The organism is Thermostichus sp. MS-CIW-15 (genome assembly GCF_054060575.1).
Genome location: NZ_JBSSDI010000012.1, coordinates 36,551 through 51,500 on the forward strand (window position 1 = coordinate 36,551; position 14,950 = coordinate 51,500).

The 14,950-nt window shown below is 60.5% G+C and carries 17 protein-coding genes, 1 tRNA gene and 1 riboswitch; of the genes, 15 read left to right on the forward strand and 3 right to left on the reverse strand.

Features of this window, described 5'->3' with window-relative positions:
• The first annotated feature begins 331 nt into the window (after positions 1-331).
• From ACVW0R_RS06195 to ACVW0R_RS06230, 8 genes are all read left to right on the forward strand, one after another.
• Complete coding sequence (locus tag ACVW0R_RS06195) at positions 332-2,350, forward strand: PD-(D/E)XK nuclease family protein (protein ID WP_143596958.1); 2,019 nt, start codon at positions 332-334, stop codon at positions 2,348-2,350.
• A gap of 174 nt (positions 2,351-2,524) precedes the next feature.
• The gene (locus tag ACVW0R_RS06200; protein ID WP_457501810.1) at positions 2,525-2,803 is read left to right on the forward strand and encodes a hypothetical protein; all 279 of its coding nucleotides are present in this window, start codon (positions 2,525-2,527) and stop codon (positions 2,801-2,803) included.
• Positions 2,697-3,017 (forward strand): tetratricopeptide repeat protein, encoded by a 321-nt coding sequence (locus tag ACVW0R_RS06205; protein ID WP_457501811.1) that lies wholly within the window; start codon positions 2,697-2,699, stop codon positions 3,015-3,017. Before ACVW0R_RS06200 ends, ACVW0R_RS06205 begins: the two co-directional genes overlap by 107 nt.
• A 9-nt stretch (positions 3,018-3,026) precedes the next feature.
• Positions 3,027-3,371, forward strand: coding sequence for a class I SAM-dependent DNA methyltransferase (locus tag ACVW0R_RS06210; RefSeq protein ID WP_049749740.1), 345 nt, complete (start codon positions 3,027-3,029; stop codon positions 3,369-3,371).
• Positions 3,372-3,380: 9 nt separating this feature from the next.
• Positions 3,381-3,785, forward strand: a complete 405-nt coding sequence (locus ACVW0R_RS06215; RefSeq protein WP_143597405.1) for a class I SAM-dependent DNA methyltransferase — start codon at positions 3,381-3,383, stop codon at positions 3,783-3,785.
• Between the two features lie 99 nt (positions 3,786-3,884).
• Positions 3,885-4,028: a hypothetical protein gene (locus tag ACVW0R_RS06220; protein WP_168173612.1), complete on the forward strand. Its 144-nt coding sequence runs from the start codon at positions 3,885-3,887 to the stop codon at positions 4,026-4,028.
• A complete protein-coding gene (locus tag ACVW0R_RS06225; RefSeq protein WP_041438237.1) occupies positions 4,013-4,450 on the forward strand; it encodes a tetratricopeptide repeat protein in 438 nt (145 codons plus the stop codon). Before ACVW0R_RS06220 ends, ACVW0R_RS06225 begins: the two co-directional genes overlap by 16 nt.
• Positions 4,451-4,617: 167 nt before the next feature.
• Positions 4,618-5,169, forward strand: a complete 552-nt coding sequence (locus ACVW0R_RS06230; protein ID WP_457501812.1) for a hypothetical protein — start codon at positions 4,618-4,620, stop codon at positions 5,167-5,169.
• Positions 5,170-5,453: 284 nt separating this feature from the next.
• Here ACVW0R_RS06230 and metK read toward each other — a convergent pair whose 3' ends face one another.
• Both metK and ACVW0R_RS06240 read right to left on the reverse strand, forming a co-directional pair.
• Positions 5,454-6,713: a methionine adenosyltransferase gene (gene metK / locus ACVW0R_RS06235; protein WP_041438239.1), complete on the reverse strand. Its 1,260-nt coding sequence runs from the start codon at positions 6,711-6,713 to the stop codon at positions 5,454-5,456.
• A gap of 302 nt (positions 6,714-7,015) precedes the next feature.
• Positions 7,016-7,126, reverse strand: a riboswitch (SAM riboswitch).
• A gap of 68 nt (positions 7,127-7,194) precedes the next feature.
• On the reverse strand, positions 7,195-7,563 hold the full coding sequence (locus ACVW0R_RS06240; RefSeq protein ID WP_011430055.1) for a hypothetical protein: 369 nt from the start codon (positions 7,561-7,563) through the stop codon (positions 7,195-7,197).
• A 189-nt stretch (positions 7,564-7,752) separates the two neighbouring features.
• Between ACVW0R_RS06240 and cobO the strand changes: the two genes are divergently transcribed.
• The 3 genes from cobO to ACVW0R_RS06255 all read left to right on the forward strand — a co-directional run bounded on the left by cobO (position 7,753) and on the right by ACVW0R_RS06255 (position 10,956).
• Entirely contained in the window at positions 7,753-8,439 is a 687-nt protein-coding gene (cobO, locus tag ACVW0R_RS06245; RefSeq protein ID WP_011430056.1) for a cob(I)yrinic acid a,c-diamide adenosyltransferase, read from the forward strand.
• A gap of 17 nt (positions 8,440-8,456) precedes the next feature.
• On the forward strand, positions 8,457-9,863 hold the full coding sequence (locus ACVW0R_RS06250) for a cobyrinate a,c-diamide synthase (RefSeq protein WP_099812197.1): 1,407 nt from the start codon (positions 8,457-8,459) through the stop codon (positions 9,861-9,863).
• Positions 9,864-10,608: 745 nt separating this feature from the next.
• Positions 10,609-10,956 (forward strand): DUF1815 family protein, encoded by a 348-nt coding sequence (locus ACVW0R_RS06255; RefSeq protein ID WP_011430058.1) that lies wholly within the window; start codon positions 10,609-10,611, stop codon positions 10,954-10,956.
• Between the two features lie 118 nt (positions 10,957-11,074).
• On the opposite strand, the gene ACVW0R_RS06260 is transcribed toward ACVW0R_RS06255, so the two are convergent.
• A tRNA-Glu gene (locus tag ACVW0R_RS06260) sits at positions 11,075-11,147 on the reverse strand.
• A gap of 326 nt (positions 11,148-11,473) precedes the next feature.
• On the opposite strand from ACVW0R_RS06260, the gene clpP reads away from it, so the two are divergent.
• From clpP to ACVW0R_RS06280, 4 genes are all read left to right on the forward strand, one after another.
• Positions 11,474-12,076 carry an ATP-dependent Clp endopeptidase proteolytic subunit ClpP gene (clpP, locus tag ACVW0R_RS06265; RefSeq protein ID WP_011430060.1) on the forward strand — a complete coding sequence of 201 codons (603 nt, stop codon included), beginning with the start codon at positions 11,474-11,476 and terminating at the stop codon, positions 12,074-12,076.
• Positions 12,077-12,584: 508 nt separating this feature from the next.
• Positions 12,585-14,009, forward strand: coding sequence for a form I ribulose bisphosphate carboxylase large subunit (locus ACVW0R_RS06270; protein WP_011430061.1), 1,425 nt, complete (start codon positions 12,585-12,587; stop codon positions 14,007-14,009).
• A 70-nt stretch (positions 14,010-14,079) separates the two neighbouring features.
• Positions 14,080-14,487, forward strand: a complete 408-nt coding sequence (gene rcbX / locus ACVW0R_RS06275; protein ID WP_414346776.1) for a RuBisCO chaperone RbcX — start codon at positions 14,080-14,082, stop codon at positions 14,485-14,487.
• A gap of 8 nt (positions 14,488-14,495) precedes the next feature.
• Positions 14,496-14,828, forward strand: a complete 333-nt coding sequence (locus ACVW0R_RS06280; protein WP_011430063.1) for a ribulose bisphosphate carboxylase small subunit — start codon at positions 14,496-14,498, stop codon at positions 14,826-14,828.
• Positions 14,829-14,950 lie beyond the last annotated feature (122 nt).

Consider the following 14,950-nt stretch of genomic DNA (forward strand, 5'->3'; position numbering starts at 1 on the left):
GCGCGGCAGCAGGAAGCTCAGGACTAGCTGAGGCTGCCCGCTCAGGCGAAAAAGCAACGAAAAGGAATCTTTGGATCCCCGCAGGCCAAACAGCGCCAGCAGCGCTGCTCCCTTTGCTTAATTCACCCTCAAATCACACGCCAAACTGCTTTCAAAGACTGCTCAGACTTACCTGCAAAGAGGCAGTATCTGGTTTAGCAGTACGCTAGGTTGCCGAGAGCCGTCGTCAGAGCGGGCGGACTTAATTGGCAACAGTAGTACATCATAATGAGGTGAAGACCTGTTTGTCCAGATTTTGCCGAGAAAATGGCTCGGTCGGGGGGCAGCGACTGTGAAAGCCGCTCTGGTGGGCGAAAAGAGCTATCGACGGCAAGAGCCACCTCCTTTTAGGAGTGTGATGGGGTGGGCGGGCAGCGGGCTGACCCAGGCTTGTGTAGATCGCTACCTGGATTTGTTGCGGGCGGGAACCGATCCGGGCCGGATCTTGTTTTTGGTGCGCAGCCAGCGGCAGGCAGAGGGGGTGTTGCGGCGCTTACAGCAGCTCAGCTCGAGCTGGGTGGGCCCGTGGCGGATCGAGACGTTTTTGCAGCGGGTGGGGCGCTCTCTGGCCGATCACTGGCCGCAGGTGTGCGAGCGGGTTCCCCAGTTGCCGCGCTCGTTTGAGCCAATTCCCTTGGCCAAGGATCTGGCCCAATTTCTCTGTGGGCGAGCCTGTGCTTTGTGTCCGCGGCATGGGGAGGTCTTTGCCGATCTTGGGCTGGAGGAGTTCCAGATTTGGGATCAGATCAGCAGCGCTGCCTATATTGCGGGGGCTTCGGGTTTGGCGGCGGAAGCGGTGGGATCCCGGCTGGCGGCGGCCTGGCCGGCGGAGGGGGATCCGGGGCGGGCAGAGGCCTTGCAGGCGATGGGCTGTTGTGTGGAGCGGCTGTGGGAGGTGGGGTTGCGGCTGGGATCCCTGGACTTCGGCCTGCAAATCCGGCTGTTTGGCGAGCACATCCTGCCGCTGGCGGAGTTTTGGCAGGAGTGGGATCACCTGATCGTGGATCAGGCGGAGGACAGTTGCGGGGTGGCGCTGGAGTTTTACCGGCAAGGGCAAGCCCATCTGCAAAGCCAGTTTTTCAGCTATACCATCGGCGGCGGGGTCTCTTTGACGGGGATCCCAGAGGCCGTGGCTCGCTTTCTGAGGGAAAACACCCAGGTTCAGCTTCTGGAGGGGAGCTACCGCGGCTCAGCCGGCATGATCCGCCTGGGACTGCAGATTGCGCGGGTGCTGGATCCGCGGTTTGACCATCCCCTGACGGAGCCTCTGGCAGAGAGGCTGCCAAGGGTGCAGGTGCTGGAGGGCGAGACCCAATTCGCGGCGGTGGAGGCGATGGTTGCCCAGATCCGGCAGCTTTTGCGGGCCGGGATCCCGGCCTCTCGCATCGCCGTCCTGCTGCCTCGCATGGATGCGGGGGTGAGCTTGAGCTTGCAGGAGCAGTTGCCGGAGGTCTTGCCGATCGCCCCTTTCCCGGCGTTGATCCGCTACCCACTGGTGCGGGCTTTGCTGACGGCGGCGGAAGTGGCCCATCCCGAGTGGGGAGCTTTTCCCACCTTGCCGGCCTGGCGACTGCTCCTGGGCAGGGTGTTGGATCTGGATCCCATCCGGGCGGCTTTGCTGGCCGAAGATACCCTTGACCCGGTAGGGCGTTCCCTGCGGCCCAAGACCGCCGTGCGACAGCCGGAGCGGGTGGGGTTTGCCAACCTGGAGCGCTACCAGAAGCTGCTGGATTGGCTGCGCAGCTACCGCGGCGGGCCCTCCCTGGCCGCTTTCTTCCAGCGGTTTTTCGCCGAGCACCTAGCCCAGGGGATGGATTTGCCCCAAGACCAAGAGCTGCTGCAAGCGCTGATCGACGCGGCACAACGGTTTCGCCGGGCCTTTCCTGCGGAAGAGGATCGTGCCTTTTTGGCCATGATCCGCTCGGGACAAACCCCCAGCAACAGCCGCTTCGAGCCCGACTATTCCCGCTACCTCGTGGTGGCGACGCCGGTGGCCTATATCAACCGAGGTTTGCAGGCGGATTATCAGTTCTGGTTCGACATCACGAATCCGCTTTGGTCCCGTTCTCTTTGGCGTGTGCTTTACAACAGCCGTGTGCTGACGCCGGAGTGGGATGGGGAGGTTTTCAATGCAGCCCAAGACCTACAGGCACGTCACCAAATCCTGGCTCGCACGCTGCTCAACCTCTGTTGCCGAACTCGGAAGGGGCTGTGGCTGGTGCGCTCCACTTTTAACTACCGCGGCGAAGAGAACACCGGCATGTTGGATTACCTCATTTTAAAGGCCGCGAAGGCCATGGCCACAGCCTGAGAGGAGCAACCTTACACCCATCCCAAGCCGCAACCAGACCCAGGTTCCAGAGCATAGCGAAGCTGTCTGTTGTGTCGATCCCCAACTGGGGAGTGCTCAAGATTGTCGCCAATTTGGAATGCCCCTATCGTGGGCATATCGTGAGAGAAAGCTAGGTTCTCCTACACTGGGGAGATGGCTAAGGGCTTTGGAAAACCGGCGAAAAAACAGCCGCTCCTCTCGGCCCGACAGGCGGCAGGCCGCTTCCGGCGGGGGGAATGGGCTGGCTGCCGGCAGCTCTGTGAGCAGATCCTCGCCGCTGCCGACCGGTCTGATCTGGAAGAGGCCATTGCCTTGACGCAAGCCCATGCTCTTTTGGGGCGCATCGAGGAGGGATCCGGTCGCTACCCTGCCGCCATGCTGCACTACCAACAGGCCATCGTGGCCTGTCGCTCCCGCCAGCTTGGCCGCTGAGGTTCATGCGCTGCTGGGGGGAGTACTGCGGCAGATGGGCGAGAAAAAGCAGGCGCAACGGCTCTTCGAGCAAGCCCTGGCCCGGGATCCAGCGCTGCTGATGGGGCGGGTGGAGCTGGCCGACCTGCTGCAGATGCGAGGAGAATACGAGGCGGCTCTGGCCCATTATTTGCAGGCCTGGCAGGGATCCCAGCAAGAGGCAGACATTCCTTAGCAGATCGGCATGGGCTTTTGGAAGCAGGGACAAGTGGAGGTGGCCAGCTCTTGGTTTCGGCGGGCGCTCGCCCTGCAGCCCGAACACAGCGATGCCCGCTACATGCTGGCCATTGTGGGGGAGCTGCCCCTGCCCGACAGGACTCCTCCGGAGTGGGTGCGACGTCTATTTGACGAATATGCGCCCCGCTTTGAGCAGCATTTGCTGGAAAAACTGAACTACCAGGGGCCACAGGCTGTGCGGCAAGGGATCCTGGCTGCCGCAGGGGGAGCGTCTCCTTGGTTTGAGCGGGCGCTGGATCTGGGCTGTGGCACCGGCCTGGCGGGATCCCAGGTGCGCTCCTACGTTGGATAGTTGCGGGGTGTGGATCTCTCCGCCCGCATGGTGGAGATTGCCCGGCAAAAGGGCATCTACGACCACCTGATTCAGGGGGACTTGCTGGAGCTGCTGCAGCAGACCTCAGAGCGCTACGACTTGCTCCTGGCGGCAGATGTGTTTATCTATCTGGGGGATCTGGCCCAGGTCTTGCCGGCCTGTGGGCGGGTGCTCAATCCCGGCGGGCTTTTGGCCTTCACCGTCGAGCAGGGATCCGCCCCCGGCTACGAGCTGGGATCCACCACGGGGCGCTCTGCCCACTCCGCCGCCTACGTGCTGCAGCAGGCAGAACGGGCAGGGCTGGATCCCGTCTATCACCAGAACTTTACCCTGCGGCGAGAGGGAGAAACCGACGTGCCCGGAGCCGTGTGGTGTTTACGTCGGCAGCCGTGATCGAAAGCGGCTGGCCCGAAATGGCTGTAGGCCCTCTATCCGCGCCCGGAAAGAATCGAGTAGAGTGGGGGCGCCCGCCTGGATTTGGATTGGGTTTTTATGAATCCGGACACCCCGCCTGCTGCGCCCTCGTCCCGCCGCTTCCCCGTTCGTCCTGTGGCAACGCTGGCCCTCGCCGCCGGCCTCCTGGCGGGGCCTACGCCCTTCTGCAGCGGCTACGGCTGCAGATGCACCGGGATCTGATCCTCTATCGGTACGCCGCTTTCTCCGGCTATGGAGATGTGACAGCGTTCGATCCCGGCCCAAGCGACCGCTGGTTTCCGCTCACCTACCCCGTATTGGCTCGCTGGGGAGGATCCGCCGACCCAAGCCGCCGCAGCTACGCCTTTGACACGCCGCTGCCCGACTACGTGGATCCCGGCGACCCTGGAGATCGCTACTTTCTGGAAGCCAAAGCCTTGCGGGACGGCTATGCCCGCCAGGCAATCTACGCCGGCAATGAGCTGCTGGCCCGCTTCCCGCAGAGCCGCTATGCCGGGGATGTGCTCATGAGTCTGGACGGCCTGACGGGAGAGGCTGCCTTCCTAGGGCGGCTGCTGGCGCAATTTCCCGACAGCGATCGCGCTCTGGAGGCAGCGCTGGGGCTGGGGCCTGTTGACCACTGAGTCTTCACCGTACTGCAGCTTCATGGCCTCTTCACAGAGCCTGCATGGAAGGCCAACAGCGGCATCCTCTGACGGGAGCTGTCTTGCGGGATCCGGGGATAAGGCTTTATCTCCCTTTTATCTCGCCGGATCTGGGTTAGCCTTGGGTTGAGTGTCCTTGGGCCCTGATGGATCCCGCGACCTTTTTGGAGCGCTACGGGTTTGAGCTAGAGGGGCAAGCCAGTCAGGCCTGGGTGGAGCGCTGGAGCAAACAGTTCCCAGCCTCTTGGATCCCGGCGGCCCTGCTGGAAGCCCTCTACCAGGGTCGCTACAAGGCCACCTCTGTGGAACAGATCCTCCGCCTCTGGCAGCGCCGTGGCGCTCCTTACCTCACCTTTCCCCCCGAAATCAGCCAATCCCTGTGGCGGGAACAACAGGAGCTGATCCGGTCTTTGGTCTCGACTGCCGCCAGCTCTTTTGCCCGCCCTCCCTCACCGCTCCCAGCCCCGCTCAGGAGAGGATCCCTCTTCTCCGGAGAATCGGCCATTTCTCTCGACTTGTTGTTGGATGAGCTGCAGGATCTCCCGCCCAAGCTGCGCCACCTGCTCGTTCATGTTCATCCTGCCCCGCCGACCTCCTCGGCGGCTCGCGCTGGTGGGACGGAGCTTTTGGTAACTTTGGAGCTGCAGCTTGCCGACCCTGTGGATCCTGACCAGCCATCCCAAGGGCAGCCTGGGTGAGTTTGCGATTTTGCCTCAGGGATCCTTGCCATCACAAACTCCGGCCTGCTCCCACCCCAGCAGAGCTTGGCGGGATGGGGGATAGGAGTGTCAGGTCTAGTCAAGACTGGCGTTGAAGGTCAAGCTCCCGCCATAGCCTATCAGGGCTGAGCGGGAGTTCTCGACGCCAGGCTCCACGGCGGCAGTGAACTGGCTGTGCACAGCCTATCCTGCCGGAGCTATCCCACTTGTCGAGCAACTGCACCAGGGCAGGCATTGAGCCCAGCCTGTCCCCCTTGATCCCCCTAGCCTAGGATGGCGGTCGCCCCGGCGAAAGCTTCCTCCCGCAGCAGGGCAGCCTTATCCGTGCGCTCCCAGGGCAGATCCAGATGGGTTTGCCCGAAGTGCCCGTAGACCGCCACGTTTTGATAGAAGCGCCCTCCCCTTTGGCGGGGCAACTCTCGCAGTTGGAACTGCGCCAGAATGGCCGCCGGCCTCAGGTCGAAGTGGCGCTGCACCAGCCGCAGCAGAGCTTCATCGGGGATGCGGCCGGTGCCAAAAGTTTCCACCAAAAGGTTGATGGGACGAGCCACCCCAATGGCGTAGCTGACCTGCACCTCGCATTTTTGCGCCAGGCCGGCGGCCACGATGTTCTTGGCCACATAGCGGGCGGCATAGGCGGCGCTGCGATCCACCTTGGTGGGATCCTTGCCGGAGAAGGCCCCGCCCCCGTGGCGGGAATAGCCGCCGTAGGTATCGACGATGATCTTGCGTCCGGTCAGGCCGGCATCCCCCTGGGGTCCGCCGATGACGAACTTGCCGGTGGGATTGGTGAGGAAGCGGGTGTTGCCATCGGGTTTGATGGGCAGCTCGGCAAACACCGGCTGCACCACCGCCTCCCAGAGATCGGCGCGGATCCGCTCCTGCACCGCTGCCTCTTCTGTAATGGCACCGATGGTCGGCGTGTGCTGGGTAGAGATCAGCAGGGTGTGAATGCCCACCGGCCGCCCCTCCTCATAGGCCACAGTCACCTGCGTTTTGCCATCCGGACGCAGGTAGGGCAGGGTGCCGTTTTTGCGAACCGCGGCCAACTGGCGGCTGAGGCGGTGGGCCAAGCTGATGGGCAGTGGCATCAACTCGGGGGTTTCGTCGCAGGCGAAGCCAAACATCAAGCCCTGATCCCCGGCCCCGATCAAGTCGAATTCATCTTCCTGAGATGTGCGACTTTCCAGAGCCAAGTTCACCCCCTGGGCGATGTCGGGGGATTGTTCATCGAAAGCCACCAACACCGCGCAGCTTTCTGCAGAGAAGCCGTTCTTGGCGTCGGTATAGCCAATTTCGGCCACCTTGTCCCGCACCAGTCGGGTGAAGTTGACATGCGCCTGCGAGGTGATCTCCCCGGTCAGGATCACCATGCCTGTATTCACCACCACCTCTGCCGCCACTCGACTTAAGGGATCCGCCGTCAAGAGGGCATCCACGATGGCGTCAGAGATCTGGTCGCAAATTTTGTCGGGGTGCCCTTCTGTCACCGACTCTGAGGAAAACAAAAACGACTTGGACAACGAACCTCTCCTTAAGACGAAACAGATACAACCAAGAACTGCCCAGAAAGCAGAGCCTGCTGCTGCCGTTCATCATCCGCCGGCCTGAGCAGGGATCCCTTCCACCTCAGCCGAGCAGAAGAACAGACCTAGGCCGTGGCCGACGCAGGAGCAAGAGCGCCGTATCGCACCGAGGACTTTGCCGCCGAAGCAATAGAGCCTCGCTCCGCTGCTGCAACCAGAGCTATTGGGAAGCGCTAAAGGGCGAAGTCGTCAGAAAAGTCCCCCTGGCAAGAGGACTGTCCTCTAGAGAAAGCTTTATTCCTTTATCTTTCGGTTACTGACTAACCGCAGGAGTTGGCACCGTAGCGGAGGCTTCCGCCGGTTGCCGCAGCTTCGTTGGGCCTGATCCCTCAGTCTGCTCTGGATAAAGAACGGAACTTGTCCTTATCGTACCCCTAACCTCGACGCATTTGTCAAAAAAATGGTTGCTGAGTGAGCCTCAGTCCAACAGCTTCTGCCACCAGTCGGTGGACTGGGCGGCCCTGAGAAAAAAGACGCTGGCCAAGCCCAAGGGAAAGAGGACGCCGAGAAAACCGACCGTCCCCAGCGCCCAAGCTAGGCGATGCAGGTGTCTTTTGCTGGCAGCGCCCGCGGCTGTTTCTGCCAAGACGGCCAACATCGATCCCAAAGCCGCCAACAGGGATCCACCCAGCCCAGCCAGATAGGCGGGCCCCAGCCACGGCTGCAACTGGGCAGCAGAGGCAATTTCCAGGCGTGGCAAGACTTGAAAACACCCTATCGCCAGCACGGCCCAGATGAAAGAGTACATCAGCAGGCTATCTCGAAAAGCGGCAGCCGGCTCTTTCATGATCCCAGCCCAATTGGGGATGAGTATGCAGCAAAACCCAACTTCTGGCTTGACAGGGATCCTAACCCATCTGCCCCAACTCTCCTGAAACCTGAAAACCTGAAAGCCAGATTAGGATGAAGAGCAGTCTGCTGAGCGAAAACTTCGGCCTGCCAGACCCCTCCTGCGGCTTCCCAACCCTCCATAGCCATGCCCCCCTCTCCCCTGCCGGAAACGCCCGGATCCCTGCCCACCTCGGCCCCCGAGCCGGAAGCCGAACAAAACCGGCGACACCGCCAAAGGATGCAACGCCGCCAGCAGATCCAGCGGCAGCGCCTGGCGAGCATGCGCGACGACAAGGGCTTGGTGATCATCTATACGGGGCAGGGCAAGGGCAAGAGCACAGCGGCCTTCGGCACCCTCTTCCGTGCCCTCGGCCAAGGGTTATCGGTGGGGGTGGTGCAATTTATCAAGGGGGCCTGGGATCCGGGCGAAGCCAAATTGTTGCGCAAGTTGGCCGCCCATCCCGAGCTGGAGCTGGGGAAAATTGCCTTTTACGCCATGGGGGAGGGCTTTACCTGGGAAACTCAGGATCGGGAGCGGGATATCGCCCACGCGCAGGCGGCCTGGGAAAAGGGGCGGGAGCTGTTCAGCAGCGGCGAGTACCACCTGGTGCTCCTCGATGAGATCAATGTTGCCCTCAAGCTGGGGTATCTCTCCCTGGAGCAGGTGTTGGCCGGCCTGGCCGAGAAACCGGAGCGAGTGCACGTGATCCTAACTGGGCGGGGCGCGCCGGCAGGCCTGATCGAGCGGGCCGACTTGGTTACCGAGATGACCTTGATCAAGCATCCCTTTCGCGACCAAGGGATCAAAGCGCAAATCGGCATCGAGTTCTAGTCCTTGGGTGGGGCAAGATGGCCATTCTGCTGGCGGCAGCCACAAGCGGCAGCGGCAAGACCACCGTCACGTTGGCTCTGTTGGCCGCCCTGCGGCGGCGGGGCCTGCGCATCCAGCCCTTCAAGGTGGGGCCTGACTACATCGATCCCCTGTTCCACACGGCGGTGAGCGGGATCCCCTGTCGTAACTTGGATCCCTTTTTAACCGATGAGAACTTTGTGCAGCGCTGCTTTCGCCACCACTGCCAGGGCAAAGATGGGGCAATTGTAGAGGGGGTGATGGGCCTCTTCGATGGGCGGGCGCCCGCATCCCCGCCAGATCCCACGAGCAGAACGGAGCCCTTTTTTGCCAGCAGCGCCCATGTGGCCCGCCTGCTGGGGATCCCCGTGGTGCTGGTCATCGACGGCAGCGGCATGGGAATGACAGTGGCCGCTTTGCTCTACGGCCTGAGCCGCTTCGATCCCGGCCTGGCCATCGCCGGCGTCATTTTCAACCAGGTGGCCTCGGAGCGGCACGGCCAGATTTTACAGCAAGCGGCGGCAGCGGTAGGGATCCCGGTTTTGGGCCAATTGCCCCGCCGTGAGGATCTGCGCCTGCCCAGCCGCCACCTGGGGCTGGTGCCCGTCTCAGAGCTGGATCACTTCCCCCACTGGCAGGAGGCCTGGGCCGACCTGGCCGAGCAGCACCTGAATTGGGACAAGCTGCTGCCGCTGATTCGAACGCTTCCCCCGGCAGCAGGAGAGCTATGGCCAGGGATCCCCTCTCTCGCGGAAAGGACTCCGTCCCGCCACCGTGAACGGGTTCGGGTAGGGGTGGCCCAAGACGCCGCCTTTAACTTCTACTACGCCGACAACTTGGACTTGCTGCGGGCCTGTGGCGCCGAGCTGCTGGCGTACTCTCCCCTGCAGGTGGGGCTGTGGCCGCCGGATCCCTGCGACGGCCTGCTCTTGGGGGGCGGGTTCCCAGAACTGTTTGCCGCCACCCTCTCTGAGAAAATAGCCCGACAGCCACCGCCGCCCGCCCACCCACCCCTGTATGCCGAATGCGGCGGACTGATGGTGCTGGGACGATCTCTCACCGATTTGCAGGGAAAGACCTACCCCATGGCCGGGCTGCTGCCCATCACGGTGGACATGGGCAGCCGGCTGTGTCTGGGCTACCGCGAGGCCACTGTTTTGCGCCCCACCCTGCTGGTCGAGGCCGGGGATCGCCTACGCGGGCACGAATTTCACCGCTCCCGCAGCACCCCCACCTCCCCCAGCCCAATCTACAGCTGGGGATCCCCGCCCCACCGGGAAGGCTGGGCCGGCCAGCGCCTGCACGCCTCCTATCTGCACCTTCACTGGGGATCCCGTCCCGATCTGGCAGTGCGGCTACTCCAGAATTTCTTAAGAATTGCTCAAGGTGCTCCTGATCCCGCTTAAAATAAAGCAGCGATGCAGCCCCAGTCTCCCGTTGCTGCGTCCGCCTTAGCCGCTTTCCGGCAATTGTCTAAAAAAGCTGCCGCCCTGCTCTGGAAGCAGATTCAAAGCAGATCAGTGAAAAGATCGCCATTCAGGGTTCAAAATCCGCTCCGATAGCAGGCTTCAGCGATCCCCAACTGCTTTGAGACTCTTTGAGCAATCAGTCTCCCTTCTTCCCAATCCCCAGGCCACAGCATCGAGTGTTTCCCTCTAGTTATCCGTGATATTCCTCAGCCTTTTCCCACCACAATTCCTCGGGAACCTACCCTACCTCCATCCGTCTGTAAGACCTAGCCCACTTGACCTCGCAAACGGGTCAACCCTTTCTAGACGTGCCACAATCGTCCTGGCCAAAGGGTGGGCAAAATCTTCACCGATAAAGCACTTCGGGATCAAGGCCCAAGCCCCGCCAAAGGAAAACTGACCGGTTCTCGGCAGGGATCGGATCCCAGCGGGCAAGAGTTTTGAATTAGGGTAAACTTTAATGTCTGTTCTGAGAGGAGTGTTAAATACAACATCCTCCTGCCTTAGACTTTGCCTAGCATGCTATTTGGCCCTCAGTAGTCTTGCTTAGTCTCTGGAGAGATGCTAAACGGATCCCTTTCTTGAGGATTTGTCGATCGTTATGCTAGATATGACTCTAAGTGACTAGGCATAAATTACTAGAACGCGCCCCGATGGGCCAACTCGCTATGGGAGGAGTGTGATGTTCGCACGGTTGGCGGAACAATACCGCAGCTACGTTCAAGACCTGGTGATGAGTTTGCAGGCTCTGGCCATTGTTTTGGAGAAGCGGGGCTACCCGGCTTCTTGCTACACCTGCGGCACCTCATTTGAGAGCGCCTCCTTCATGGTCAGCTTACGGGAGGGGCACTTGATTCGCTTTTTGGTTTCCGAATGCTCCATCAGTTGGACGGAGATGCGGGATGACCGGGAGCTAATGAAGTTAGAAGGGGCAGAAGCCATTCGCCAACTCCAGGATCTGGCAGAGCTGATCAAAGACGATCTGGTTGCTGCTGCCGCGCCGGCAGAAGCTCTAGCTGCCAGCAGTTGATTCCCATGCAGTTGGATGAGAAGCCTAGCCTACGGCCCTTTGGGCCTAGCCGAAGCTAAGCTAGACTCAAGGCGCCTCCCGAGCACCTTCCCCCTCCAACACTTGTCACCGGCCTTCATACCCCCAAGGGGATTCGAACCCCTGTCGCATCCGTGAAAGGGATGTGTCCTAGGCCTCTAGACGATGGGGGCATCCCAGAAGTGACGCGATCCTGATTGTAAAGAGAGAGGTGTAATTTTGTCAACTTAAACTTATGTCCTCTCCTAGTCGGCGTCTCCCGAGTCCCGTTCTGCCAAGTTCAGGATCAAAATCCCCAGCAGAGCCAGGCCCAGCAAGCCGGCAATCACGAGGGGTTCATCCGGGATCACATCCATGCTAGGCCTCAAGCTGTCAACTTTACAGGCTGCTGGCTCCGAGCAACGCAGCACAGCCTCAGGGCGGCAAACCGTCCTAGGCGGAGCAGCCGTCCAGTGGCTTACACTACACTAAAAAGTAACAACCCATCGCTTGGACTGGCATGATTCCCACCGTTATTGAGCAATCTGCACGCGGCGAGCGCGCCTTTGATATCTACTCGCGTCTATTGCGGGATCGGATCATCTTCTTGGGCACCCAGGTGGACGACGACATTGCCAACCTGATCGTGGCCCAGATGCTCTACCTGGAATCTGAAGACCCCGAGAAAGATATTTACCTCTACATCAACTCTCCCGGCGGCTCCGTCTATGCCGGTATGGCCATCTACGACACCATGCAGCACATTCAGCCGGATGTCTCCACCATCTGCATTGGCTTGGCCGCCAGCATGGGAGCCTTTTTGCTGGCAGGAGGTGCCAAAGGCAAACGCATTGCCCTTCCCCACGCCCGCATCATGATTCACCAACCCCTCGGTGGAGCCCAGGGGCCAGCCACCGATATCGAGATTCAGGCTAAAGAGATCCTCTTTATCAAAAACAGTCTCAACAGCCTGCTGGCCTACCACACTGGCCAGCCCCTGGAGCGCATCGAGCGCGATACCGACCGCGACAACTTTATGACTCCAGAGCAGGCCAAAGAATACGGCCTCATCGACCAGGTGATCACCAGGAGACCCCAACCATCCTTGGCCGCCGTTTCTTAGCCCCTCTGGCCGCTGCAGACAAACCCACCCAGCTCCCTTCTCAAGGGAGCTTTTGCCTTTTCCAGGGATCCCACCCAGGGATATTAAGAAAGCCAAAGAAATCTATATTTTCGGCGCCAACCAAGGGGGCTTACTTTAATCAAACTAATCGAACTCATAAAGAAAGTAACGATCAGCCTGTCTTTGCGGATGATAGCTTAGGATTAAACCAATGTAGGCTTGTGTTTGTCAAAGTTCTAGCCTAGACAGTGTATAGAAATCTCGCCACTGGATTTCCAAAATCCAGGCGGTTGAGGCTAGCGATTGGCAGCGCTTGAAAAGGAGGGTTTAGGACTTTACATCCGCTTGGATGAAGACTGTCTCGAAGCCCAAGTAGGGCCTCACAGTTGTGAGGCGAGTTCATTCACGAAAACTCGGTGGTCTGTGGTTTTGGCCCTGAGTTTTGCCTCTTGATTGCATCCGTGAATGGCATTTTCTGGTTTTGTGATTCGTTTAGAGGGAGATCAACGTGGCCTACTCAGCAACCCAAACCAAAAAGGGCTATCAAGCCGGCGTAAAGGATTACCGACTCACGTATTACACGCCCGATTACACGCCCAAGGATACCGACGTCTTGGCCTGTTTCCGGGTTACTCCTCAGCCGGGCGTTCCCCCCGAAGAGGCCGGGGCGGCTGTGGCGGCTGAATCTTCGACCGGCACCTGGACAACCGTGTGGACGGATCTGCTCACCGACTTGGATCGGTACAAGGGCCGCTGCTACGACATCGAGCCGGTCCCGGGCGAAGAGAATCAATACTTCTGCTTCGTCGCCTACCCGCTGGATCTGTTCGAGGAAGGCTCGGTCACCAACATGCTCACCTCGATTGTAGGCAACGTCTTTGGCTTCAAAGCCTTGAAAGCGTTGCGGCTGGAGGATGTGCGGATCCCGGTGGCCTACCTGAAGACCTTCCAGGGCCCTCCCCACGGCATTCAGGTGGAGCGGGACAAGTTGAACAAGTACGGCCGTCCGCTGCTGGGCTGCACCATCAAGCCCAAGCTGGGCCTTTCCGCCAAAAACTACGGACGGGCCGTGTACGAGGCGCTGCGGGGCGGGTTGGACTTCACCAAAGACGACGAAAACATCAACTCCCAGCCCTTCCAGCGCTGGCGGGATCGCTACCTCTTTGTGATGGAGGCTGTCCACAAGGCGCAGGCAGAGACTGGCGAGATCAAGGGGCACTACCTGAACGTGACGGCGCCCACCTGTGAGGAGATGTTCAAGCGGGCGGAGTTTGCCAAGGAGATCGGTGCCCCCATCATCATGCACGATTACCTGACTGCCGGATTTACCGCCAACACCAGCTTGGCCAAGTGGTGCCGCGACAACGGCATCCTGCTGCACATTCACCGCGCCATGCATGCCGTGATTGACCGCCAGAAAAACCACGGCATCCACTTCCGGGTGCTGGCCAAGTGCTTGCGCATGTCCGGCGGCGACCACCTGCATGCCGGTACGGTGGTGGGCAAGTTGGAGGGCGACCGCGCCATCACCATGGGCTTTGTGGATCTCATGCGGGAAAACTACGTGGAGGCCGACCGCTCCCGCGGCATTTTCTTCACCCAAGATTGGGCCTCCATGCCTGGGGTGATGCCGGTGGCCTCCGGTGGCATTCACGTCTGGCACATGCCGGCGCTGGTGGAGATCTTCGGCGACGACGCGGTGCTGCAGTTTGGTGGCGGAACCCTGGGACACCCCTGGGGGAACGCGCCAGGCGCCACTGCCAACCGGGTGGCCCTAGAAGCCTGTATCCAGGCCCGCAATGAGGGTCGGGATCTGGCCCGTGAGGGCAACGAGATCATCCGCGAAGCGGCCAAGTGGTCGCCGGAACTGGCGGCTGCCTGCGAGCTGTGGAAGGAGATCAAGTTCGAGTTCAAGCCCGTCGATACGCTCTAGAGATCTGCCGGGGGCAAGGGATCCCCAGAGTTCTCTTGCCCCGCTGCTTCGGCTTACCCCTGGACTGGCCATGGATCTGAAACAGATCGCCAAAGATACGGCCAAAACCTTGATCAGCTACCTGACCTATCAGGCAATGCGCACGGTGCTGGCCCAACTGAGCGAGACGGATCCTCCCAGGGCCCTGTGGCTGCAGCAGTTCTCGGCTCGGCAAAACCTTCAGGAGGGGGAAACCTACCTGCGGGCTTTGCTGGCAGAGTGTCCTGACCTGGCCTATCGCATCATGACCGTTCGCGAGCACATTGCGGCGGAGGTGGTGGACTACTTGCCGGAGATGGCCAAGACCGGCATCCAGCAAGCCAACATGGAACACCGCCGTAGCCACCTGGAACGGCTTACCTCAGCAGCGGGATCCCCGCTGGCCACGCACCCGGAAGCGGGATCCCCTCTTCAGAACCCTACACCTGAAACGGAGTAACTTCAGTCATGCAAACCTTGCCGAAAGAGCGCCGCTACGAAACTTTTTCCTACTTGCCTCCGATGACGGATCTGCAGATCCTCAAGCAGGTGCAGTACATCTTGGATCAAGGCTACATTCCTGCCATCGAATTCAACGAGTCTTCGCAGCCCACCGACCACTACTGGACGCTGTGGAAATTGCCCCTGTTCAGCGCCACTTCTCCCCAGGAGGTGCTGACCGAGGTACAGGCCTGCCGCAGCGCCTACCCCAATTGCTTCATCCGTGTGGTGGGTTTCGACAACATTAAGCAGTGCCAGGTGCTCAGCTTCTTGGTTTACAAGCCCAGCGGCCTGCGCTAGGAGAGGTCCAGAGCAATCGGTCTAGTTCCCAGCCAATCGGCGCAGAGGGAGAGCTTCTCCCTCTTTAATTTCTTGCTTTGCATAGCCATTCCCAATGGCAACGGCGCCATTCTCAATCTCAA

Bases quoted from the DNA above. Each gene is read 5' to 3' on its own strand.
- ACVW0R_RS06200 (WP_457501810.1), top strand. From the start codon at position 2,525: ATGGCTAAGGGCTTTGGAAAACCGGCGAAAAAACAGCCGCTCCTCTCG.
- ACVW0R_RS06205 (WP_457501811.1), top strand. From the start codon at position 2,697: ATGCTCTTTTGGGGCGCATCGAGGAGGGATCCGGTCGCTACCCTGCCG.
- ACVW0R_RS06210 (WP_049749740.1), top strand. From the start codon at position 3,027: ATGGGCTTTTGGAAGCAGGGACAAGTGGAGGTGGCCAGCTCTTGGTTT.
- ACVW0R_RS06220 (WP_168173612.1), top strand. From the start codon at position 3,885: ATGAATCCGGACACCCCGCCTGCTGCGCCCTCGTCCCGCCGCTTCCCC.
- ACVW0R_RS06225 (WP_041438237.1), top strand. From the start codon at position 4,013: ATGCACCGGGATCTGATCCTCTATCGGTACGCCGCTTTCTCCGGCTAT.
- ACVW0R_RS06230 (WP_457501812.1), top strand. From the start codon at position 4,618: ATGGATCCCGCGACCTTTTTGGAGCGCTACGGGTTTGAGCTAGAGGGG.
- ACVW0R_RS06240 (WP_011430055.1), bottom strand. From the start codon at position 7,563: ATGAAAGAGCCGGCTGCCGCTTTTCGAGATAGCCTGCTGATGTACTCT.
- cobO (WP_011430056.1), top strand. From the start codon at position 7,753: ATGCCCCCCTCTCCCCTGCCGGAAACGCCCGGATCCCTGCCCACCTCG.
- ACVW0R_RS06250 (WP_099812197.1), top strand. From the start codon at position 8,457: ATGGCCATTCTGCTGGCGGCAGCCACAAGCGGCAGCGGCAAGACCACC.
- ACVW0R_RS06255 (WP_011430058.1), top strand. From the start codon at position 10,609: ATGTTCGCACGGTTGGCGGAACAATACCGCAGCTACGTTCAAGACCTG.
- clpP (WP_011430060.1), top strand. From the start codon at position 11,474: ATGATTCCCACCGTTATTGAGCAATCTGCACGCGGCGAGCGCGCCTTT.
- rcbX (WP_414346776.1), top strand. From the start codon at position 14,080: ATGGATCTGAAACAGATCGCCAAAGATACGGCCAAAACCTTGATCAGC.
- ACVW0R_RS06280 (WP_011430063.1), top strand. From the start codon at position 14,496: ATGCAAACCTTGCCGAAAGAGCGCCGCTACGAAACTTTTTCCTACTTG.